The following is a 21,263-nucleotide window of genomic DNA, read 5'->3' on the forward strand; positions in this document are numbered from 1 at the left end:
TTCCTCCTATGCCAAGAAAGTTTATCAAACGATTTATGCCTGACCATGAGCTAATCAAACGTCAGAAAGCATTGAAAGTTTTTGGCAATGTTTTGTACAACCCCAACTTATGGTGCCTTAATCGTCGCTCTGCGGCTGGTGCGTTCGCTGTTGGGTTATTCATGGCGTTTGTCCCTTTACCAAGTCAAATGATTATGTCTGCAGGTCTTGCGGTCGCATGTGGTGTTAACCTACCACTGTCTGTCGCACTGGTTTGGATCAGTAATCCTGTGACTATGCCGGTGCTGTTCTACTTTGCTTATAAAGTAGGCGCGTTTGTGATGCATGTGCCGCCTCAAGCCTTTCATTTCGAACTGTCTTGGGATTTCATCTTGGCGCAAATGAGCACCATAGGACCTCCGTTCCTGCTGGGTTGTCTGATTTGTGGTGTGGTTTCTGCAATGGTTGGCTACTTTGGTATTCGCGGGTTATGGCGTTACTCAGTAGTAAGAAGCTGGAAGAAGCGACAAGCAAGGTACTGAACGACCGTTCCTTGTTATTCAATCTATCCTTGTATGCGCTTCACTTAAAACGTACACAAGTTAAAATCAGATGAGCCACTGAACTCTGCAAGATTGACATGTAACGAAAGTCGTAAAGAACACGAATTGAATTCAATAAAAAAGGATCCCATCAGGGATCCTTTTTTTGTTTATGCCGTTAGTCTATCGCGCAACGTGACGTTTACTTAGAGTATTACTTCGAAAATCACTTCGAGCTAAGCACTGCTGCTGGGTTCAACTTAGCCGCTCGTGATGCTGGGTACCACGTAGCCAGTAGGCTCAGAACAATAGCAGTACCAGAAACGACAACAACATCTGTCATATCGAGTTGCGAAGGCAAGAAGTCGACAAAATAGATATCACCGGACAAAAATTGGTGATCAATAAGCTTCTCAAGCCCTTTGATAATCGTGGTTAGGTTAAGCGCGACTAACACGCCTATTGCACTACCCACCAAACTACCTAACACACCTGAGAATACGCCCTGCCATACAAAAATGCGTTTCACAAGGCCGTCCGATGCGCCCATGGTTCTTAATATAGCGATCTCTGATGCTCTGTCTTTTACTGCCATCATTAGAGTCGAGACAATATTGAAACAAGCCACACCAATAACCAGTACCATCACTAAATACATGATGGTGCGAACCAACTGGATATCTCGATACAAGAAACCAAACTTCTGTTGCCAGCTACGCAGGTACACGTACACATCAAGCTGGTTGCCAACTTCACGCACAATCGAGTTTGCGTTCAGCACATCGGTCACTTTTAAAGAAACCCCTGTCACTGCCTCACCTAGGTTTGCGTAAACTTGCGCATCACCAATCGGGATCAGAGCCAAGCTGTGGTCTATTTGGCCATTAAGCGTCAGCAAACCAACGACTTTGACTCGAACTCGTTTGGGGGCTTGCACCTTCACTGTACCGTTCACCGTCGGGATCATCAGAGTTAGATAATCACCGACTTTCGCGCCGAGTACATTGGCCACGCCAGAACCCAAGATAATCTGTTGTTGCCCTGCCTTAAACTCGCTCCAAGCTTGCTTATCGATAAAACTCGATAGGCTCGATACTTGTTGCTCAAGTTGTGGGTCAACACCTCGGACTTCAATCGCTTTTAGCTCTTTGCCCTTTTCGGCAAGCGCAGTAATTTTCACATAAGGTGCAGCCGCTACAACATCATCATGTTGGGTCGCTTGTTCGATCACATGCTCCCAACGTGTCACAGGTTCATTGACTCCCTCGAACTCCCCATGTGGGATAACAGAAAGTACTCGTGACTGCAGTTCACGCTCAAAGCCATTCATCGCAGACAAACCAATGATGATCACCGCGACGCCGACAGCAATACCGATCGTCGAAGACAGAGAGATAAACGAAACCATCTTGTCTCGTTGTTTCGCCCGACTAAATCGGCCGCCTATCAATAGAGATAAAGAAGAAAACACTTAGCTCTCCTCTTTTTCTACGTTAACCAGCAAACCGTCTTGCATGTGCAGTTGGCGATCCATCTTGCCCGCAAGTTCACCATCATGGGTTACAACCAAGAAAGCGGTATCGTATTCGCGGTTCAATTCACGCATTAAATCGTAAATAGACAGCGCTGTGTTGTGGTCAAGGTTACCTGTTGGTTCATCCGCCAACACCAAAGCAGGTTTGTTAACTAAAGCTCGCGCAATCGCCACACGTTGTCTCTCGCCACCAGAAAGCTCCGAAGGTCGGTGATCAACGCGATGACTTAGCCCTACTTTATCCAACAAACGCTGTGCTTCTTCTTTCGCTTTAGCGGGCTTTTCGCCACCAATAAGCAACGGCATCGCTACGTTTTCAAGCGCTGAGAAGTCCGAAAGAAGGTGATGAAATTGATATACAAAACCGAGGTGTTGATTACGAAGCTTGGCCTGCTTATTCGAGCTCAAAGACGCTAAGTCCTGCCCGAGAAAACTAACGCTGCCGTCGGAAGCATCATCCAATGCCCCTAAAATATGCAATAGCGTACTTTTACCTGAGCCTGAGGTACCAATGATTGCAACCAGCTCACCTTTTTCGATTTCGAAGCTGACACCTTTGAGGACTTCGGTATCCAACGAACCCTCGCGGTACGTTTTACGGATATCATTACATTGAAGAAAATTACTCATAACGAAGGGCCTCAGCAGGTTTCACAGAAGATGCACGATAAGAAGGAAATACAGTCGCAACAAGGCTAAGTACAATAGCCAAAACCACAACAACCGCAATTTGGATTGGGTTAATCAATATTGGCAGCTGTCCACCAAATGAGAACAGAGCAACACCCATCGCCTCTAAAATAGTATTGAGGTTCATCGCTAGAGCAACGCCTAACACGCCACCTGATAGGGCACCAATCACGCCGCTACTTGCGCCTTGAACCATGAATATCCCCATAACTTGACCATCGGTCATGCCTTGGGTTTTAAGAATAGCCACTTCAGACTGCTTCTCCATCACCACCATGATAAGTGCCGAAATAATATTGAAAGCTGCAACACCGATGATCAGCCCAAGCATTAAGCCCATCATGTTTTTTTCCATTCGAACGGCCTGGAATAGTTCACCACGTTGGTCTCGCCAATCACTCCACAACCAACCTTCAGGTAACGGTTGATTAGACAGTTTCGCCACTTCAAACGGGTCTTCAAAGAACAAGCGCCAGCCTGAAATGGTATCGGATTTATAACGCATCAATCGCCCCGCGTCTTTGATGTCGGTAACCATCAATTGAGCATCGATATCCGAGCCCGTGTTAAAAATGCCAGCTACGGTAAAATTTCGTTGGCTAGGTATGCGCCCTAGTGGCGTGTATTGACTGGCGCTGGTGACCATTAAGCGAACTTTGTCACCCATAGACACTTTCAAGTTTCTTGCCAAAGTATGACCAAGGAAAAGCTGATACTGGCCAGCTTTAAGTGAAGACAATCTACCCGCAATCAAGTGGTTCTGAAGAGGGTCATCTGAATTAGGTTCAATGCCGATCAACAGACCTGCAGATAACTGAGCAGGACTTTGAATTACCGCTTCGCTGCGAACAATAGGTTCAACGTGACCATTGAGCGACATTTGCTCTGCAAAATTAGGCGCTTGAGCAGAAAGAGACGTGGTACCGCCTTGCTCATAAACCACCGCTTGAGGAAGGACACCGAGAATTCGGTCTTTTAACTGCGCTTCGAATCCATTCATTACCGATAAAACAGTAACCAAAGACAGCACACCAATGGTGATACCTGCCGTCGACATATAAGAAACAAAACGGCTAAAGCGATCACCTGAACGACCTTTCAAATAGCGCAGGCCAACAAACAACGAAATAGGATGAAACATACTTTGAACCATCTAAAGGGGATGCGGGTTAATGTAACGGGTATTGCTGTTACTGTGTAGGGGTTAATTGAAAATATAGAGTGAATTAACTCAATTAGTTAGGCTTGAAAAACAGAACCTTGTCAAATAGCCAACTTTCAAACAACTATTTGAGACTTTCAATTAACTGACCTTGATTACTGCGGCCACATAGCGATAATCAATAGATCACTTCAAGGAACTAACGCATGACAGAACAAGAGTTTTTCACCGTTCACCACAGCCTCACCGCGAATATTGAACCAATGGACAGTGGCTTCACTTTACCTTCTCAAATTCAATTTGAATCTGAGATCCCTGCCCCGTTTGTCGTGGCAAGTGAATTTAGCCAATTGGATCTATTAGCTGACAGTGCTCGCAACGAACTGAAAAACAGCGACTTGAAGAATGTCATCAGTTTATTGGATGCACAGAACTCTAAATTAAACCTGTTGTTGAGCTTTATGTTATCGCAACAAGATGATGAACAATTTCGTACCCACACGTATTCATTTGGCGCGAGTCAGTTCTCTTGTTTTTCCAAAACAGATATCGAAGCGGGTCGCTTAGTTAAAGCCAAACTCTTTATCGAGCACCCTGCCGCCGCTATTTATTGTTACGCGGAAGTCTTCGCTAGCGAACCTAAAGATTCAGGCTTCGAAATCAAATTCAAATATGCACATCTTCGTGATACTGACCAAGACTTGCTGATCAAGGCTGCACTTCATCAACAACAAAAGCTCTTACGTCAACGCTCTCTAGAACGAGATAACAAGTAAATAGACATGACAAAACAATCCATTTTCACACTACCTAAGCTCAAAGGCGCCGGTGATAAAAAACACATCGGTAACCTAGTTGGTTCATCTCTCGCGCTTACTATCGCTAGACTTGCGGAGCAGCATAACAGCCATACTTTACTTGCAGTGCCCGACCCTCAAATCGCACTCAAGCTTCAATCAGAAATTGAGCAGTTTACGTCACATGAAGTGGCACTATTTCCTGATTGGGAGACTCTGCCATACGACAGCTTCTCACCGCACCAAGAGATCATTTCTGACCGTATCGCTCGCCTTTATGCTCTGCCAACGTTAAAAGATGGCATTACGATCGTTCCGATCAGCACGCTACTACAGCGTCAATCGCCGCGTGACTTCTTGTTGCAGCATACCTTAATGGTAAAAACCGGCGACCTCTACTCGTTGGAAAAGCTGCGTCTTCAGCTTGAAAAGTCAGGCTATCGCTACGTAGACCAAGTGTTTGGCCCGGGTGAATATGCGAGCCGAGGTTCCATTCTCGACTTGTTCCCGATGGGCAGCAAAGACCCATATCGTATCGACTTCTTCGATGACGAGATCGACACCATCCGTACTTTCGATCCTGAAAATCAGCGCTCTATTGAAGATATCTCTGAGATCCGTTTGCTGCCAGCTCACGAGTTCCCAACCTCTGAAAGTGCTATTGAAGATTTCCGCATTCGCTGGCGCCAACAATTTGATGCGCGCCGTGAACCAGAATCGGTTTATATGCAGGTTTCAAAAGGCACTTGGCCCGCAGGTATTGAATACTGGCAGCCGCTGTTCTTCGACCATACTGAAACCTTGTTTGATTATGTTGCCGATGAAGCGCAAATCCTCGTTCTAGGTGATGTCGAGACCGCGGTAGATTCATTCCTAACAGACGTTTCTCATCGATACGAACAACGCGGTGTTGACCCGTTACGACCACTGCTGAAACCTGAACAACTTTGGCTACAAAAAGACGAACTGTTCGCACATTTCAAACAAAAGCCACAGGTCAATCTGAGCTTAGATTTAATTGAAGAAAAAGCCGGACGTACCAACCTTCCGGTTGTATCTCTGCCTGATCTCAGCGTTCAACATCAGAATAAAGAACCTTTGTCTAACCTAAGAAAGTTCACTGAAGCCTTCGACGGCAAAGTGGTCTTTTCGGTTGAGTCTGAAGGCCGCCGTGAAGCATTGAGTGAATTGCTTCGAGGCATCAAAGTTCGTCCAAGCGAAGTTGAAAACCTCGACGCGGCGATTAAAGGTAAAGATAAATTCAGCCTGATCCTAGGTTCGGCTGAGCATGGTTTTATCCACGAAGAGCAAAACATAGCCCTTGTCTGTGAAAGCGACCTGTTAGGTGATCGCGTTGTACAACGTCGTAAGAAAGACAAGAAAAGCGTTAACAGCGACACTGTCATTCGTCACTTAGCCGAACTCAAACCGGGTCAACCTGTTGTTCACATTGACCACGGTATTGGTCGTTACATCGGCCTGCAAACACTTGAAGCGGGTGGTATGAAAACAGAATACGTAACGCTTGAGTATCAAAATGATGCCAAGCTCTACGTACCTGTTGCTTCTCTGAACTTAATCGGCCGCTACTCTGGCGGCGCTGAAGATTCTGCACCACTGCATAAACTCGGTGGCGAAGCATGGCAGAAAGCTCGTAAGCGCGCCGCAGAGAAAGTCCGTGACGTTGCAGCCGAACTGCTTGATGTTTACGCTAAGCGTGAGCTTAAGCCTGGCTACAAGTTTGTACTCGATCGTGGCCAATACGCGACCTTCAAGTCTGGCTTCCCGTTTGAAGAAACGGATGACCAAGCAATGGCCATCAATGCTGTTATGTCGGATATGTGCCAAGCAAAAGCCATGGATCGCTTAGTGTGTGGTGACGTTGGTTTTGGTAAAACCGAAGTCGCGATGCGCGCGGCATTCGTATGTACCGACAACAGCAAACAAGTGGCTGTGTTAGTACCAACGACGCTACTTGCTCAGCAACACTTTGAAAACTTCCGAGACCGTTTCGCGAACCAACCGATACGTGTCGAAGTTCTGTCGCGATTTAAATCAGCTAAAGAACAGAAATTGATCATGCAAGATGTTGCCGACGGTAAGGTCGATATCTTAGTGGGTACTCACAAGCTGCTTTCCAGTGACCTTAAGTTTAAAGACCTTGGCTTGTTAGTCGTCGATGAAGAACACCGCTTCGGTGTGCGCCAAAAAGAGAAAGTGAAGGCGATGCGCGCGGATGTCGATATCCTCACGCTAACCGCGACACCGATTCCGAGAACGTTGAATATGGCAATGAGCGGTATGCGAGATCTTTCCATCATCGCCACACCACCCGCACGACGCTTAGCAATAAAGACTTTTGTTCGCGAGAGTGATGACGCAATAGTCAGAGAAGCGGTACTGCGTGAAATCATGCGTGGTGGTCAAGTTTACTTCCTGCACAACCAAGTCGACACGATTGAAAAGACGGCTGAGTCACTGCAAAAACTGATTCCAGAAGCGCGTGTCACCGTTGCCCATGGTCAGATGCGAGAGCGAGAGCTAGAACGCATCATGAATGACTTCTATCACCAGCGTTTTAACTTGCTAGTGTGTACAACCATCATAGAAACAGGTATCGACGTACCAACGGCAAATACCATATTAATGGACAGAGCCGATAACCTTGGTTTAGCGCAACTGCACCAATTGCGTGGGCGTGTGGGTCGATCTCACCACCAAGCTTATGCCTACTTGCTAACACCTCCCCCGAAAGCAATGACCAAAGATGCCGTCAAGCGATTAGACGCCATTGCTTCCCTTGAAGACTTAGGTGCAGGCTTTACGCTAGCAACCCATGACTTAGAGATTCGTGGTGCAGGTGAACTACTCGGTGATGAACAGAGTGGTCAAATCCAGTCGGTTGGCTTTACGCTTTACATGGAGATGCTTGAACAAGCAGTTGAGGCATTAAAAGAGGGACGAGAGCCATCGCTTGATGACCTACTGCGTGAACAAACTGAAATTGAGATGCGCCTGCCTGCACTGTTGCCTGATGACTACATCCCAGACATCAATACACGTTTGTCTACCTATAAGCGTATTGCGAGCGTGAGTGACACCGACGAATTGGCCGAGTTGAAAGTCGAGCTGATTGATCGCTTCGGCCTTCTACCTGATGCTACCAAGAACTTGTTGTCAGTTTCTGAGCTAAAATTAGCCGCTGCGTCAATCAAAGCGAAGAAAATTGAAGCTCACGATAAAGGTGGATTCTTAGAATTCTACCCAGATGCTGACATAAACCCGGCCTACCTTGTTAAACTGTTGCAATCTCAACCGCAAAAGTTTTCAATGGAAGGACCAACAAAGTTCAAGTTTACGATACCATTGGTCGACAGACGGAAACGAATTCAATTTGTTAGTGATTTATTGGGCGAATTCAGACAGAACTTGCTGCCTTCAGCATAAGACCCAATCCACTTGCACATATAAATTATCCAGCCGATAGATCGGCTGGAAGACGGAGTAAAAATGAAAAGACTGATCCCACTGCTACTATTGTTCGTCTCACTGCCAAGTTTGGCGCAGAGACAATTTGATATAGAAGTGATCATTTTTAAGCGTGCTGTTGATGCAGAAAAAGTGAATGAATCTTGGCCTAACACACAGCCTAAGATTTCACTTGAGCGCGTTGGTTCATTTCAAGACACCCAATACCGAGCAAAGAAAGGCGTACAAATGCTGCCTTACTCGGAATACAAGTTAACGCCTCAGAAAGACAAACTACGTAAACACGCTGGTTTTGAAGTGCTAATGCATACCGCTTGGCGTCAGGGCGACCAAGGTAAGAGCTCGGCACCTGTATTCCACATTCAAGCAGGTAAAGATTTCTCAAAAGACTTCAACGCTGACGGTTCAGAGAAAGGTGCAGTAACTGCAGCAAATACTGATGGCTTCAAAGAAGAGACCATTGATAAGCCACTGTACGAATTAGACGGCAAGCTACAAATCTACGTTCAGCATTACCTCTACGCTGAAACAACATTGGATTTAAAAGCACCGAGCGTTCGTGAAGTGACTCTTCAAGAGCAACAAATCGAGCTAGATTCACCAGTAAGTGGCGCCGAAAGCAATGTTCAAGTGGGCAACCTCACTGAAATCTCTCCGACTGTTGAAGTGGAAGAGTTTCTTAAGAGCTACCGCATGGACCAAAAACGTCGTATGCGCAGTACTGAGACTCACTACCTTGATCACCCGCTTCTTGGCATGGTGATTCAAGTTCGACGCGTTGCGCAGTAAGTTACTTGCCGATTCAGCTATAATTATATAAATAATTCAATACGCCCTCCATTGTGAGGGCGTTTTATTAAGTGCTATCTATCTTTATTCTGTCCTGAATCCTTTGTTCAGTACTTACATGTAATTCGGTATTTCTTATGAGCCCTGACTTTCAGATAAATACTCAACACCTCAGCCTCAAAATTATTGAAGCTACAGACGCTCCTGAGTTCTCACGGTTGATCCAAACATCCCCTAGCCTATTTCCATGGGTAGACTGGTGCCACGATGCGTTCTCTATTGTAGAAGCCGAGAAATTCATTCTGGCTACCCGCTTAAATTGGGTAAAAGCAGACGCATTTGGATTTGGTATTTTTGAACGCCACAGCAATCAACTGGTTGGAATGGTGGCCATTAATGAGCTTTACCACACCTTTAACATGGCAAGTTTAGGTTACTGGGTAGGTGATGAATTTCAAAGAAAAGGGATTGCCAAGGAAGCGATGATTGCCTTATTTGAATTTTGCTTCGCACTGCTCAAGTTAACGCGTTTGGAGATTGTCTGCGATACAGAGAACCTACCCAGCCAAAAGCTGATCGAGAAATGTGGCGCTGAACGTGAAACCATTGCTAAGAATCGCTTTATCTTTAACGGTAAGCCGAGAGATGGCGTGGTTTACTCCGTATTACCTCCAACCTCTTAAGTAGGCTAAAACAACACGTAGTCGACACGATCAAAAAAGAGCTCCGAAGAGCTCTTTTTTATTATCAGCGTAATGATCTTAGAAGGCTTACCTGATTAGTGAAGCTTTAGGTTTGGACGAAGTACACGGTTAATACGACCAACTAACATCATCAGCGATGTTTTAATTAGTCCGTGAAGTGCCATCTGGTGCATACGGTACAAAGAGATGTAAACGATACGAGCAATACGACCCTCAACCATCATCGAACCTTTAGTTAGGTTACCCATTAAACTACCTACCGTAGAAAATCGGCTTAGCGAAACAAGTGAGCCTTTATCTTTATAGATGTAATCTTTCAGATCGCGGCCGTTTAATTTAGCAATGATATTGCTAAACGCACAACTTGCCATCTGGTGAGCCGCTTGTGCACGTGGTGGAACGAATGAACCATCTGCTTGCGTACATTGCGCTAAGTCACCAATAGCAAAGATATTGTCATCAAGCGTAGTTTGTAGCGTATTTTTCACAACCAACTGGTTGATACGGTTCGTCTCAAGACCACCGATATCTTTCATGAAATCTGGCGCTTTAATGCCTGCAGCCCAAACCATGATTTGTGCTGGGATCTTCTCACCATCTTTAGTCGTTAGGCCGTCAGCATCAGCTTGTGTAACCATTGTAGTCGTACGCACAGTTACACCAAGCTTCGTAAGCTCAGAGTGCGCTGCGCTCGAAATGCGAGGAGGTAGGGCAGGAAGAATACGCTCACCCGCTTCAACAAGGTTAACGTTCAGCTTGCTTGAATCTAGATCGCCAAAGCCATAAGTACGAAGCTCTTTAACCGCGTTGTGCAGTTCTGCAGAAAGCTCAACGCCTGTAGCGCCAGCACCAACAATAGCAATATCCACTGTGCCTTGGCCGTTCTTAGCGTGAAGCTTTAAGAACTGGTTGTTCATTTCTGTACGAAAACGGTGCGCTTGCTCTGGACTATCAAGGAAAATACAGTTGTCGCGAACGCCTGGTGTGTTGAAGTCATTTGACGTTGAACCTAGCGCCATCACAAGAATATCGTATTCAAGTTCACGGCTTGGCATAAGCAGTTCACCGTGATCATCTTTCAGTTCGCTCAGAGCGATCACTTTACGTTCACGATCGATGTCGTTCAGGCTGCCCATTTGGAAATCGAAGTAATGGTTTTTTGCGTGTGCGCGGTAGCTTAACGCATCAACACCCTCGTCCAATGAACCCGTTGCTACTTCATGAAGTAATGGTTTCCATAGGTGGCTTGCTTTACGGTCTACCAGAGTAATCTGGGCACGCTTTTTACGACCTAAAGTGCGGCCTAGCTTAGTTGCTAGTTCTAAACCACCAGCACCACCGCCTACTACGATAATTTTTGTCACAATGACAATCCTCTACAAAATGAATAAATGGGGTTCGGCTCGATTACTCCAACCGATAAATTCTATGTATCTACTCGGCCTTGAATGCGAAGGCTATACAAATTGGATTACCGCGAAAAAGAATAACGACAGCTCACCGAGTAGTTAGAGGGGTTACAAGCAACAAACATTGGCTTGCCGCTTTGCTCACTTGGATAAAAAAGGTGACTACCTGAGAGGTAGAGCACAAATAATGGGCAAGTTTTATCACTCGCTCTCAATTTTTCTTGATATTTATCAAAATATTTTGCTTGAGAACATTATATATAGCAAAAAGATGACCGCAACAAAAATCCTTGCCCACAATGAGGATTCGCGGCGAATTAGTTAACGTTTGCGCAAACTTATCTATAAATGCTCAAACTCTTCGAAAAAATAGCTACAACCATTTGATTAATGTTCGGCTCTTGAGTTCAGATGTAAAAAAGCAGCACTCAATTGAGTGCTGCTTTTATAAAATAACTGGAATAATTAAGCGTTTTTAAACGCTTTCATTGTCTGCAAGTGCTGAGAGATTTTTTTGAACTTATGACTCTCTTTTTCGTCCCAGATGACATCATAATAATCTTCTAACGCGTCAGCTGTTTTGGTATTGTCGTGAATCTCATCTTCACGAGAAAGCACCACTAAGCAGCGACCTTTGTTCTTCATACGATATTGAGCAACACACTTAGTCGCGATGTCTTCGTACTCTTCTGGACGGTCAATTCGACCTACCATGTTGTTCTCAGGGTGCAGATTCGGGTTGAACACCACCTGCTTAATACCACATAAGAAACCAATACGCTCAGACCAAAAACCACCTAAGCCTACACCACAAATGATCGGATGCGGGTCATCGGATTGCTCTATCACTTTATGCACTTCTTTTAGCAAATGTTGCATATCGTGTTTTGGATGCAAAGTACTGTAGTTGATGAAACGAACGTCATCATCAATGAATTGCAACTGCAGTATTTTTTCGTGATTGCCCAGGCTAGTTGAGTCGAAGCCATGTAGATAAATAATCATTAGTACCTCCTTGTTGAATATTGGTACGTTTTAATTAATCTAACATGAAAAATAAGGTTTTAAAGGGAACACGAACGAAATTATATTTTTCACTTCCTAAACGTGATCCTAGCTACATAAAGTGTGACTCAGCGCCTCTGCTTCACGCAGATAACTTTCATCTCCCCAGAGCTGATGAGCAAGTAAATACCACAGCATCGCCATCATTTGGCTTCTTGGTAACCATGCTTCTACCCCATCAAGCCAAGGTTGGACATCATGGATGCCTCGCAGCTGACAGTACTTGTTTACGGCTTCAGCAACTGGTAATCCTGCAACAGCAATGGTCAGCGTAAGATCAAGTCTAGGGTCTGCTAATGCTGCATATTCCCAATCAATAATCTTAATCCCATCGCTATTTCTCACTAAGTTATAACCACCTAAATCAAAATGGCACAAAGACAGGTCAACATTTGTAACACTCGGTGCTACTCGCCACTCTTGGTAAATTTTAGTGCAGGCTTCCGTCTTATGAACAGCATCAAGCTGCAGCCAGTAATGATCGACTCGCGCTGTGAAACTGAACGGTTGGAGCGGCAATCGCGCGGTATTAACCAAATGCACCGAGATCAGAGTCTTCAACAAATCATCAAGCTCTAAGCCTTCGTAAAGCGTCTCACCCGCAATCCATTCAACCAATAAGCCTTGCTCATTGACCACTATTGGACTTGGTCCAATACCTAGACGCTCAATTGCGGAAAGCACTTGATACTCCTCATGACGAGAGATGAAGAAGGCTTTGGTGATGGGAGTGATTGGACGCCAAACATACGCAGTGCCATCGACTAACACCAACTTCCAACATCGATTGGTCAAACCGCCGGTCAGCGTTTGCGCTCTAACAGGTGGCTCAGAAAAGTATCCATCAAGCGAACTCAAACTGGTATCAAGAAGCTTGGCTTCAGACCAAGAAAAAATTGCCATATTTACTCCCTATAAACGTCTTAACTTCCCTATAAACGTCTTCATTTCCCTACAAAAAAGACACTGACCAAAAGCCAGTGTCTCTTCATAAGCAGCACATCATGCACTGCATTGGCGTGTAACCAAGCTATGTGTGGCCAAACTATACGCTGTCAAAACTGGCTGCGTTTAGTTGGTAAGTAAGCGAAATTAAAGGCCCAATAGGCTCTTAGATTGTTGCTTACGGATTTCAGTCTCGTCAGCCCATTCAATCAAGCCAGACTCAAGATCCATTAGACGCATCGTCATTTTGTAGTAAACGTCTTCGTCGCTACCGTCTTTCTTAACGATGCTTGATAGGTTGCCGTACAGCATGTATTGAGCACCGACCATTTTACCGAATTGAATTGCTGAGCTTTGGTTTACAAGCTCATCATTGTTTTGGAAGTTCAATTGGTCACGAACAGACTCTACACGGTCCATATCAACGAAACGGAACTTACCAGAGTTCAGCATCTTAGTACTGATAGTGTCCGTGATTGACTCAGTATCGATGTGCTCACTTGTTTTGTTCTTGATTCGCTCTACAAACACGATTGGACGTTGCTCACGAGTAATGTAAGACACAGAACCAGACGCCATCATGCTATCGACCATTTCACCCGCAATCGTTTGAAGGTCAGTTGAACCGAAATCGATTGTCGTGGTTTCTACTGCTTGTGCATCACCGTAGCTTACCTTGTTTGAACAACCGCCTAAAATAACCGCTAAACCTAGTAGCGCAACGACACTCTTTTTCATTTTGTTTCCTCAACTTATCACTGAGTGGGGTTACCCTCACTCTTAAATTCTTGTATTGGCGAATCAATGAATCCGCTTCTTAAATCTAAGTTACTGCTCTCGGAACTGAACTCGGAATTGAGTTGCTTTCGGGTTTACCGATACTTCCGACAACGAGATACTTTCAAAACCACGAACGATCGCTTGCTTCCAAGGGCCTTGCTTTAGGTTGACCTCAAGCCCGGCATCGTCGTACCAGTAAAAACGATAAAGGATATGTTGATCGCCTTTATAGTTACTGTTTAAACGAACGATTCCGCGCGTATGACCGTCGACCAGATCGGTACGGATATCTTCAACCTGTAAACGGCTGCCCAATACCTTGTCACCAAAGAAAACGTTCTGAGTCAGACTATCGACCCTTACGCCAGCTGTATTATCAGCACAACCAGCCAGAGCCATAACCGCTGCTAAACTCACTAACCACTTTTTCATTACAGCCTCCCTAGCTGTTTATGCCACATTGTTGCATTGTTACCTTGTCGAGAAATCCACACCAAAGTGGTCTGCCCTTCTCGGATATCAAAGTCGTACGTTTTAGCGCCCGCTTCTAGCGTATATTGACCGCTGTTTGCTACGAACGTGCTGCTCTTAATCTCAGCCGGTAGAGATTGCCAACTGCGAGTGTCTGGTTGTTCGGTGAATGTATTCCACACATTGAACAAGATATTACCGACATCGTTGCCTTTGGTCGCTTCTTTACGGATACGGTCTTTAGCGACCACACGTAAAGCCTGACGGATAACAATGCTCGTCATACGTTCAGATAAATCGTTCTGCGCCATCGCGTTTACGTCAGTGATCAAATGTTCTTGTAGCGGTTGCCCGCTGATTCGCAAGGCAGAAAAACGCTCCACGTTTTGGCTCGGATAATAGGGCAGTGCCAGAGAGTATATTGCGCCCTGATCGCGACTGTCATAAACAGGTAAATCTAATCGCCAACTGTCCATTGCTTGTACAGCGCTTTGTTCTTGAAGCACAATCACTCGCCCTTCACCTGCACCAAGCTTAGATGATTGCTTGTAACGCTTTTCCAATGTCGCTAAATCTTGTCGCATCCCTAAACGCGCGGCAGTTGCCATCGTTCTGTCGATAATTTCTTGGTTGTCTGGCATAACAGCCAAAGCACGACGATAGTCAACGTATGCGCTGTTTAAATCATTCGAAGCTTCGTAAAGCAGTCCAGACAAAAACATCAAATACGCATTCTGTACCGACTGCAGCTTTTTACCCGCGTCAGGATAGTTTGCAAGGATACTCCCCACATTGGCAGACAACCCCTGCTTCTTCGCATCGCTGGCTGCACGGTCTAACTCAGCTTCACGTTGCTTCTTTGCTTGTTCTTGAACTTGGTTGGCGCGACGCATTTCGATCACCGCACCTTCTAAATCGTTTTTCTTGAGATAATTTAAACCGAGATACAGATGAAGAAACCCCAGCTCATAATCGGCTGGCACATACTCGGTAATATTATCATTCACCGCCAACGCACCCACGCTGGTTGCACTGTCTGAAATCGAGATCACGGCTTTTCTTTGCTGCTCAGTTACCGCCTGATCCGCCACTTCAAACGAAGACTTACTCTCTGGGTATTGCTGATCCAGAAGGTTAATTCTGCCTCTTTCAAAGTTATCAAGGATGTCACCCGCAGCGTAATCTGGTAGCTCTTGTTGAGCCTCTGAATAATCTCCAGATTTAACGGCTTGGTAGATCTCTTTGTTTTGCGCGCTGTAATGACTGAACAGGTTTCCTGCAGACATACTTGCACAGCCCGCAGTCAACGCCGATAACAGGGCAATGGAAGCGAATCTAAACTGTTGCTTCACTTATCGTCTCCGTGCATGTTTAAAATGCCAACTTTGTTAGGGTCTGCTGACCTTTCGTGGTTAAATTTTGTTCGAGATAGAATCATTTTAGGCGCGGCAAGGAGTATGTAGCCTAGTCATTCTAAGTTAATACTTCTTAACAAAGCATAAAACGATTCTAGCCGAACCCTTCGGGCAGTCTTTGTGGTTCATTTCTACTGCGTTATCAGCTTCTCATGTAGGCTAGCTACACTTCAAAGCCTCTGCCTTGTAGAAATTTCCCACAAAGTGCTGCAAAAATCAGCTCGAAAGGTCAACAGACCCTAGTCTCATTGTCAAAACGAAACGTGTTGTAAAAAGGATCTCAAGCCAGTTGAAACCCTACTGATTTAGCCTCTGCCTAGGCGATGCCGACATTCAGACAACAGATAGAACTTAAAGTTGGCATACAAACTACAAATTTTCCAACTAACTACTTGTGTTAACCCACTAATAAGTTCGTTTAAACCAACTCATTAGCTTTCATTAACTTGTTAGCTTTGCATTAGCTCATTAATAGCGGACCAAGTGGACGGCCACCAACCAAATGCATGTGAATATGGTAAACCTCTTGGCCGCCATGAGAATTGCAGTTCACAATAAGACGGTAGCCATCTTCTGCGATGCCTTCTTCTTTTGCTAACTTGCGAGCCACGGTAAACATGCGCCCCATCATGGCTTCATCTTCTACTTCAACATCATTCGTTGTTGGAATCAGCTTGTTTGGGATGATTAAGATATGGCTTGGCGCGCGAGGGTTGATATCGCGAAATGCCGTTACTAAATCGTCTTGGTATAGTAGATCTGCTGGGATTTCTTTATTGATGATCTTACTAAAAATGGTTTCTTCAGCCATGTTTCTCTCCGATAAAACATTTATTTTTTAATGCTTTGAGTATGCGCTATGCCGCATCAAACCACAATAAATCTGCTTTAAAGCATAATAAAAAACACCGTTCAAATCAAAGAAAACGAGCCTTAGCTCTCAAGAATGGCATGTTGGTTATAACTGAGGGCTATTTTTGACGTGTGCGTCATAAAATGCGTAAACGGAGCTCAATAGAATGCTGATAATTTTGTTAGTTTTACTTTGACCTGACATTAGGTCTGCATTTTTATTTAGGGAGAAAGCCATGAAGGGATCTGTGATCAAGCGTATGTACGCTGGTTTTGCACTGATCATCATCATGTTCGCAGTCACGATAACCATCATGATGAACAGCATGAATCAGATACACAGCAATTTTGAGAGTGTCTCAGAAACCTCACTACCACTTGTCGCGCTTTCAAATCAAACAAGTGTTCAATTGCTTTCTGCTGATAAATCATTCAAAGATTACTTAACCACACAAAACGCTGAACGCATGTCTGCAATGCGTACTGAGTTTGCTGCGTCACAAAACTCGTTTTCAGAAGTTCTCGGAAGTTTAGAAGCGGCAAGCCAAAACAATGTTTCGCTCACTGAACGCATTGCCCAATTAAGAGCAATGGAAGAACGCTACTTCGCTGAAGCTGACGAAGCGATGAACAACTACGTCGCGATGTTTGAAGCTCAAGAGCAAGTACAGAAAGCATCTCGCGATTTCCAACGCTTACATTCAGAGTTAGCTGTTGGCATGAAAGAGTACGTTGCCGACCAAAAAAGCATCTCTGTAAAAGTGATGGCAAAAAGCTACTTCATTAAACTTCAAGATGCTGAAGTGATTACCTCTGATGCGCTAGCGAGTTCTGATGTTGCCTTCGTTCAGAAAGCTGTTAACCAAAACAAAAAGGCCGTTACTCACCTTAACTACGCTTACCGCGGCCTATCCACACAACTGCCAGCACTTAAAAATGTCTTTGATGAATCGGTTCAGAAGTTCACCAAAGACGTTGGTCAAAAAGGCGGTGTGTTGGACAAACACAACAACTACTTGAAAGCGAAACAAGCTCTGTACATCAACATTGCTAACTTAGCCGTAGAAATAGACCAAGCCATGGCTGTTTTAGACTCATTCAACGTGACTGCGGAAGAGCAACTGAACGCTTCACTTGAAGACGCAAGCAGCATCTACGACAAAGGCCTGTTCAATGCGATTGCAATTGGTATTGTTGTCACCGTATTCGCTGCAGCAATTGGTTACCATATTGCACATAGCGTAAGAGAGCCATTAACTCGCATCCTGGGTACATTAGAAGGCCTAACTGAAGGCGATATGACTCAGCGAATCGATATTCGTTATGACAACGAATTCAGCCGAGTGAGTCGTCACATCAACACCTTAGCCGACAACCTACGCAATATTCTGGTGAAACTGAATGACGCTTCAGATGACTTAACGAAGACCGCAAGCGTAAACCAGAAAACCTCTACAGAGACGCAAGCTCAACTGAACAGCCAACGTGAGCAAACGGCAACTGTCGCGACCGCAATGACAGAAATGTCTCATTCTGTACAAGAAGTGGCGAACAGCGCGCAAAGCTCACTTACCATGGTTCAACAAGTAGAATCGGCTTCTGAGTCTGGTCGTCAGATAATGAACACCAACATCAGTACCATTAACCAGCTTGAGGTTCGTCTTACTGAATCTGTTGGTGCTGTAGGTGAGTTGCAGCAGATGAGTAGCCAGATTGGCTCAATCCTCGACGTGATCCGTGGTATTGCAGAACAAACCAACCTACTTGCACTCAACGCGGCAATCGAAGCGGCGCGTGCCGGTGAGCAAGGTCGTGGTTTTGCAGTGGTTGCCGATGAAGTACGCGTGCTAGCACAGAAGACCACTCAATCAACGTCTGAAATCGAGACCATGATCAGCAACCTGCAATCAAGCTCGAAAACAGCAAGCAACGTAATTGAAAGTTGTATGAGCGATATGGACATGTCGGTTCAACAAGCTTCAAGTGCCAACAGTGCGATGGAAGAGATCCAAGCCTTGATTCTAGAGATCAGCCACATGAGTACACACATCTCTCAAGCAGCTGCTGAGCAGAGTGAAACTTCTGGTGATATTGCGCGGAATATAGAAGACATCAACCATATCGCAGATAAGAGTTACCAAGCGATGTCTTCAATTGCTGAAGCAAGCCAAAACCTAACAATTCTCGCAAACCAACAAGGTGATTTGGTTCATCAGTTCAAGCTATAGATAGCTGAGAAATTGATAGATATTTAGTGAGAATATTGGGACTTCTTACCCAATAGTGATAACTATTTGAACAAGGGCAACTTTTATCAAGGGTTGCCCTTGTTTTTTATGATCTTTGTCATTATATGATTATTAAGGCTTGCTGCTTCCCGTTTTTTCTTTCACCTTTATGAGCGAGCCGCTATTAAGGAATTTATATGGCTGTTCATGTTGGCATTATCGATCAAGATCCCATTCGCTTGATCACCCCACTACTCGATAACCGAACGATCAGCACTCACATCGTGTTCATCGGTGACAAGAATCAAGTCAGTATTTACCAACGCTTAGACAGCGTTTTGCAAAAACGCGACATTACGAGTGAATTTTTCGAGATTCCAACCCTCGTAAATACATCCGCGATTAAAGAGTCTATCCAAAACCTTGCCGAAGACCTCAAAGCTCGTGGTGAAGAAGTGAAACTCAATGCAAGTTGTGGCCTTCGTCACCGCCTACTTTCTGTCTACGAAGTATTTCGTACTTACCACTGGCCAATCTTTGTTGTTGAACCAAACAGTGACAAGCTGTGCTGGCTTTACCCGAATGGCAAAGAAGACGCACAAGTTCAAGACCGAATCACTATCGACGACTACCTGACTGTGTTCGGCGCTCGTGGTGAATTCAGCGATGTACAGCTGTCTCCGCAACTTGATCAAAAGCTTTATGAGCTGGGTGAACGCTGGGCAAGTAATGCACTAGAACTAGGCCCAGGCCTCGCTACATTGAACTACCTTGCAACGACCTGCCGTAAAGAACAGAGGCTTGATGTAGGGTTGTCAGAGAAACAACAAGGTTATCGCGAGCTAAACATGCTGTTGAGCGATTTGGTTGAAGCTAAGATCGCCACTTATGACAATGGTATTTTGACGTTTGCCAATGAAGACGCACGACGCTTCTCAAACGGCGAATGGCTTGAAACATTGGTTCATAGCACAGTTAAGCAGATCCAAGATGATATGCCGACCATTCAAGATCGCTCTTTGAATGTTCAAGTTTATCGTCAACTCGGCGAGCGCGAGGTGCGTAACGAGCTTGATGTTGCTTCTGTAGTGAACAATAAGCTGCACATCATCGAGTGTAAGACCAAAGGTATGCGTGATGATGGCGATGATACCTTGTACAAACTGGAATCGCTTAGAGACCTTCTGGGTGGCCTACAAGCACGTGCAATGTTAGTGAGTTTCCGACCTCTTCGTCATAACGACATCACACGAGCAGAAGATCTTGGCCTTGCATTGATTGGCCCTGACGAATTAAAAGATCTTAAAACACACCTAGCGGCATGGTTTACCGCCGCCGGTGGTGATGAAGATTTAGAGTGCTAAAAATAAATAGACTCTTGAGAGCTGAACGCTCTTAAGTAAATCTAAAAAGGCGAATGACTATTGAGTCACTCGCCTTTTTTTCTCCAGCTATTCGTCTGTTTTGCTCTATTTTCATCTTTCAACTATCTATGCCTTTAATTTCTTTGCCTCATAAAAAATGGCCGCATCATTCGATGCGGCCATTTTTAAATCTTGGAAACAGACTTAAAGCACTTTAAGACTAAAAGTATTTTTACAACTTAAAGCATTTTACGAGCAGCTTCTACAACCACTTTGATTGAACGAGCTTCTGTTACTTTTAGCGTTTCGTGATCAGGCGTCTCTTTTTGAGTACGGTTGATGATTACACCAGCAACACAACCCGCTTTAAGACCAGAACTTGCACACATAGTTAGAAGCGTTGCAGATTCCATTTCGAAGTTTAGAACGCCCATGTCTTGCCATTCTTGCATAGAGCCTTGGAAACGCTTAACAACGCGACCAGAGAACGTGTCGTAACGCTCTTGACCTGGGTAGAACGTATCGCTTGATGCCGTTACGCCCATGTGAACTGTTGCACCTGATTCATCAACTGCCGCTTTCATTGCTGTTGCAACTTCGAAGTCAGCAACTGCTGGGAACTCCATTGGAGCAAAGTGCAGGCTAGCGCCGTCTAGACGAACAGAACCTGTAGAAACAATCATGTCACCCACGTTTACGTGTGGTTGGATAGCACCAGTAGTACCAACACGAAGGAAAGTGCGAACACCAAGTTGAGCAAGCTCTTCAACTGCGATAGAAGTAGATGGACCACCGATACCTGTTGAACATACAACAACTGGCTTGCCGTCTAGCTCTGCGCGGTAAAGCGTGTATTCACGGTGACTAGCAAGAAATACAGGATTCTCCATCTCTTCGGCAATTTTTTGCACACGAGCAGGATCACCAGGAATGATCGCAAGAGTAGCACCGTTAAGATCTGCTTCAGTAACACCTAAATGGAAAACAGCTTGAGACATAGTTCGCTCCTTTTGGCTTATTGGGCTTTGTTAACCCTTATTTAAGCTCA

At 44.9% G+C, this 21,263-nt stretch carries 18 protein-coding genes; 7 read left to right on the forward strand and 11 right to left on the reverse strand.

Features of this window, described 5'->3' with window-relative positions; all coding sequences use genetic code 11:
* Positions 1 to 8 precede the first annotated feature (8 nt).
* A complete protein-coding gene (locus L3V35_RS09850; protein WP_017078948.1) occupies positions 9 to 521 on the forward strand; it encodes a DUF2062 domain-containing protein in 513 nt (170 codons plus the stop codon).
* 226 nt (positions 522 to 747) lie between these two features.
* Here the strand turns inward: L3V35_RS09850 and lolE are convergent, their stop codons facing one another.
* From lolE to lolC, 3 genes are read right to left on the reverse strand one after another with little or no spacing between them, the layout of a single operon-like run.
* Positions 748 to 1,992 (reverse strand): lipoprotein-releasing ABC transporter permease subunit LolE, encoded by a 1,245-nt coding sequence (gene lolE, locus L3V35_RS09855; RefSeq protein ID WP_237299501.1) that lies wholly within the window; start codon positions 1,990 to 1,992, stop codon positions 748 to 750.
* Entirely contained in the window at positions 1,993 to 2,685 is a 693-nt protein-coding gene (gene lolD / locus L3V35_RS09860) for a lipoprotein-releasing ABC transporter ATP-binding protein LolD (RefSeq protein WP_017083246.1), read from the reverse strand.
* Positions 2,678 to 3,886: a lipoprotein-releasing ABC transporter permease subunit LolC gene (lolC, locus tag L3V35_RS09865; RefSeq protein ID WP_237299503.1), complete on the reverse strand. Its 1,209-nt coding sequence runs from the start codon at positions 3,884 to 3,886 to the stop codon at positions 2,678 to 2,680. The genes lolD and lolC overlap by 8 nt, the downstream gene beginning before the upstream one ends.
* 227 nt (positions 3,887 to 4,113) lie before the next feature.
* Between lolC and L3V35_RS09870 the strand changes: the two genes are divergently transcribed.
* The 4 genes from L3V35_RS09870 (at position 4,114) to L3V35_RS09885 (ending at position 9,665) form a co-directional block, all read left to right on the forward strand.
* The gene (locus tag L3V35_RS09870) at positions 4,114 to 4,683 is read left to right on the forward strand and encodes a hypothetical protein (RefSeq protein WP_004736257.1); all 570 of its coding nucleotides are present in this window, start codon (positions 4,114 to 4,116) and stop codon (positions 4,681 to 4,683) included.
* 6 nt (positions 4,684 to 4,689) lie between these two features.
* A complete protein-coding gene (mfd, locus tag L3V35_RS09875) occupies positions 4,690 to 8,151 on the forward strand; it encodes a transcription-repair coupling factor (RefSeq protein ID WP_237299505.1) in 3,462 nt (1,153 codons plus the stop codon).
* A 63-nt stretch (positions 8,152 to 8,214) separates the two neighbouring features.
* Entirely contained in the window at positions 8,215 to 8,982 is a 768-nt protein-coding gene (locus tag L3V35_RS09880; protein WP_017086100.1) for a peptidoglycan binding protein CsiV, read from the forward strand.
* Between the two features lie 137 nt (positions 8,983 to 9,119).
* Positions 9,120 to 9,665 (forward strand): GNAT family protein, encoded by a 546-nt coding sequence (locus L3V35_RS09885; protein WP_237299506.1) that lies wholly within the window; start codon positions 9,120 to 9,122, stop codon positions 9,663 to 9,665.
* 95 nt (positions 9,666 to 9,760) lie between these two features.
* On the opposite strand, the gene L3V35_RS09890 is transcribed toward L3V35_RS09885, so the two are convergent.
* From L3V35_RS09890 to hinT, 7 genes are all read right to left on the reverse strand, one after another.
* Positions 9,761 to 11,050, reverse strand: a complete 1,290-nt coding sequence (locus tag L3V35_RS09890) for an NAD(P)/FAD-dependent oxidoreductase (protein WP_004736261.1) — start codon at positions 11,048 to 11,050, stop codon at positions 9,761 to 9,763.
* A gap of 510 nt (positions 11,051 to 11,560) precedes the next feature.
* Complete coding sequence (gene ycfP, locus L3V35_RS09895; protein ID WP_237299508.1) at positions 11,561 to 12,100, reverse strand: alpha/beta hydrolase YcfP; 540 nt, start codon at positions 12,098 to 12,100, stop codon at positions 11,561 to 11,563.
* A gap of 108 nt (positions 12,101 to 12,208) precedes the next feature.
* The gene (locus L3V35_RS09900) at positions 12,209 to 13,063 is read right to left on the reverse strand and encodes a phosphotransferase (RefSeq protein ID WP_237299510.1); all 855 of its coding nucleotides are present in this window, start codon (positions 13,061 to 13,063) and stop codon (positions 12,209 to 12,211) included.
* Between the two features lie 189 nt (positions 13,064 to 13,252).
* Positions 13,253 to 13,843 (reverse strand): penicillin-binding protein activator LpoB, encoded by a 591-nt coding sequence (lpoB, locus tag L3V35_RS09905; RefSeq protein WP_004736264.1) that lies wholly within the window; start codon positions 13,841 to 13,843, stop codon positions 13,253 to 13,255.
* A 90-nt stretch (positions 13,844 to 13,933) separates the two neighbouring features.
* Positions 13,934 to 14,317: a YcfL family protein gene (locus tag L3V35_RS09910; RefSeq protein ID WP_017060222.1), complete on the reverse strand. Its 384-nt coding sequence runs from the start codon at positions 14,315 to 14,317 to the stop codon at positions 13,934 to 13,936.
* Positions 14,317 to 15,708 (reverse strand): hypothetical protein, encoded by a 1,392-nt coding sequence (locus tag L3V35_RS09915; protein WP_237299512.1) that lies wholly within the window; start codon positions 15,706 to 15,708, stop codon positions 14,317 to 14,319. The genes L3V35_RS09910 and L3V35_RS09915 overlap by 1 nt, the downstream gene beginning before the upstream one ends.
* A 523-nt stretch (positions 15,709 to 16,231) precedes the next feature.
* Positions 16,232 to 16,582, reverse strand: coding sequence for a purine nucleoside phosphoramidase (hinT, locus tag L3V35_RS09920; protein WP_004736268.1), 351 nt, complete (start codon positions 16,580 to 16,582; stop codon positions 16,232 to 16,234).
* Between the two features lie 277 nt (positions 16,583 to 16,859).
* Here hinT and L3V35_RS09925 point away from each other — a divergent pair, with 277 nt between their 5' ends.
* Complete coding sequence (locus L3V35_RS09925; protein ID WP_054546680.1) at positions 16,860 to 18,851, forward strand: methyl-accepting chemotaxis protein; 1,992 nt, start codon at positions 16,860 to 16,862, stop codon at positions 18,849 to 18,851.
* A 197-nt stretch (positions 18,852 to 19,048) separates the two neighbouring features.
* A complete protein-coding gene (locus tag L3V35_RS09930) occupies positions 19,049 to 20,215 on the forward strand; it encodes a DUF1887 family protein (protein ID WP_004736271.1) in 1,167 nt (388 codons plus the stop codon).
* A gap of 239 nt (positions 20,216 to 20,454) precedes the next feature.
* Here the strand turns inward: L3V35_RS09930 and udp are convergent, their stop codons facing one another.
* Positions 20,455 to 21,213, reverse strand: a complete 759-nt coding sequence (gene udp / locus L3V35_RS09935; protein WP_004736272.1) for a uridine phosphorylase — start codon at positions 21,211 to 21,213, stop codon at positions 20,455 to 20,457.
* Between the last annotated feature and the right edge of the window lie 50 nt (positions 21,214 to 21,263).

The sequence above is a fragment of the Vibrio sp. L5-1 genome, from assembly GCF_021728315.1.
GTDB lineage: Bacteria > Pseudomonadota > Gammaproteobacteria > Enterobacterales > Vibrionaceae > Vibrio > Vibrio splendidus_K.

Excerpts from the sequence above, each read along its gene's own strand:
- L3V35_RS09850 (WP_017078948.1), top strand. The coding sequence starts at position 9 with ATGCCAAGAAAGTTTATCAAACGATTTATGCCTGACCATGAGCTAATC.
- lolD (WP_017083246.1), bottom strand. The coding sequence starts at position 2,685 with ATGAGTAATTTTCTTCAATGTAATGATATCCGTAAAACGTACCGCGAG.
- lolC (WP_237299503.1), bottom strand. The coding sequence starts at position 3,886 with ATGTTTCATCCTATTTCGTTGTTTGTTGGCCTGCGCTATTTGAAAGGT.
- L3V35_RS09870 (WP_004736257.1), top strand. The coding sequence starts at position 4,114 with ATGACAGAACAAGAGTTTTTCACCGTTCACCACAGCCTCACCGCGAAT.
- mfd (WP_237299505.1), top strand. The coding sequence starts at position 4,690 with ATGACAAAACAATCCATTTTCACACTACCTAAGCTCAAAGGCGCCGGT.
- L3V35_RS09880 (WP_017086100.1), top strand. The coding sequence starts at position 8,215 with ATGAAAAGACTGATCCCACTGCTACTATTGTTCGTCTCACTGCCAAGT.
- L3V35_RS09885 (WP_237299506.1), top strand. The coding sequence starts at position 9,120 with ATGAGCCCTGACTTTCAGATAAATACTCAACACCTCAGCCTCAAAATT.
- ycfP (WP_237299508.1), bottom strand. The coding sequence starts at position 12,100 with ATGATTATTTATCTACATGGCTTCGACTCAACTAGCCTGGGCAATCAC.
- L3V35_RS09900 (WP_237299510.1), bottom strand. The coding sequence starts at position 13,063 with ATGGCAATTTTTTCTTGGTCTGAAGCCAAGCTTCTTGATACCAGTTTG.
- lpoB (WP_004736264.1), bottom strand. The coding sequence starts at position 13,843 with ATGAAAAAGAGTGTCGTTGCGCTACTAGGTTTAGCGGTTATTTTAGGC.
- L3V35_RS09910 (WP_017060222.1), bottom strand. The coding sequence starts at position 14,317 with ATGAAAAAGTGGTTAGTGAGTTTAGCAGCGGTTATGGCTCTGGCTGGT.
- hinT (WP_004736268.1), bottom strand. The coding sequence starts at position 16,582 with ATGGCTGAAGAAACCATTTTTAGTAAGATCATCAATAAAGAAATCCCA.
- L3V35_RS09925 (WP_054546680.1), top strand. The coding sequence starts at position 16,860 with ATGAAGGGATCTGTGATCAAGCGTATGTACGCTGGTTTTGCACTGATC.
- L3V35_RS09930 (WP_004736271.1), top strand. The coding sequence starts at position 19,049 with ATGGCTGTTCATGTTGGCATTATCGATCAAGATCCCATTCGCTTGATC.
- udp (WP_004736272.1), bottom strand. The coding sequence starts at position 21,213 with ATGTCTCAAGCTGTTTTCCATTTAGGTGTTACTGAAGCAGATCTTAAC.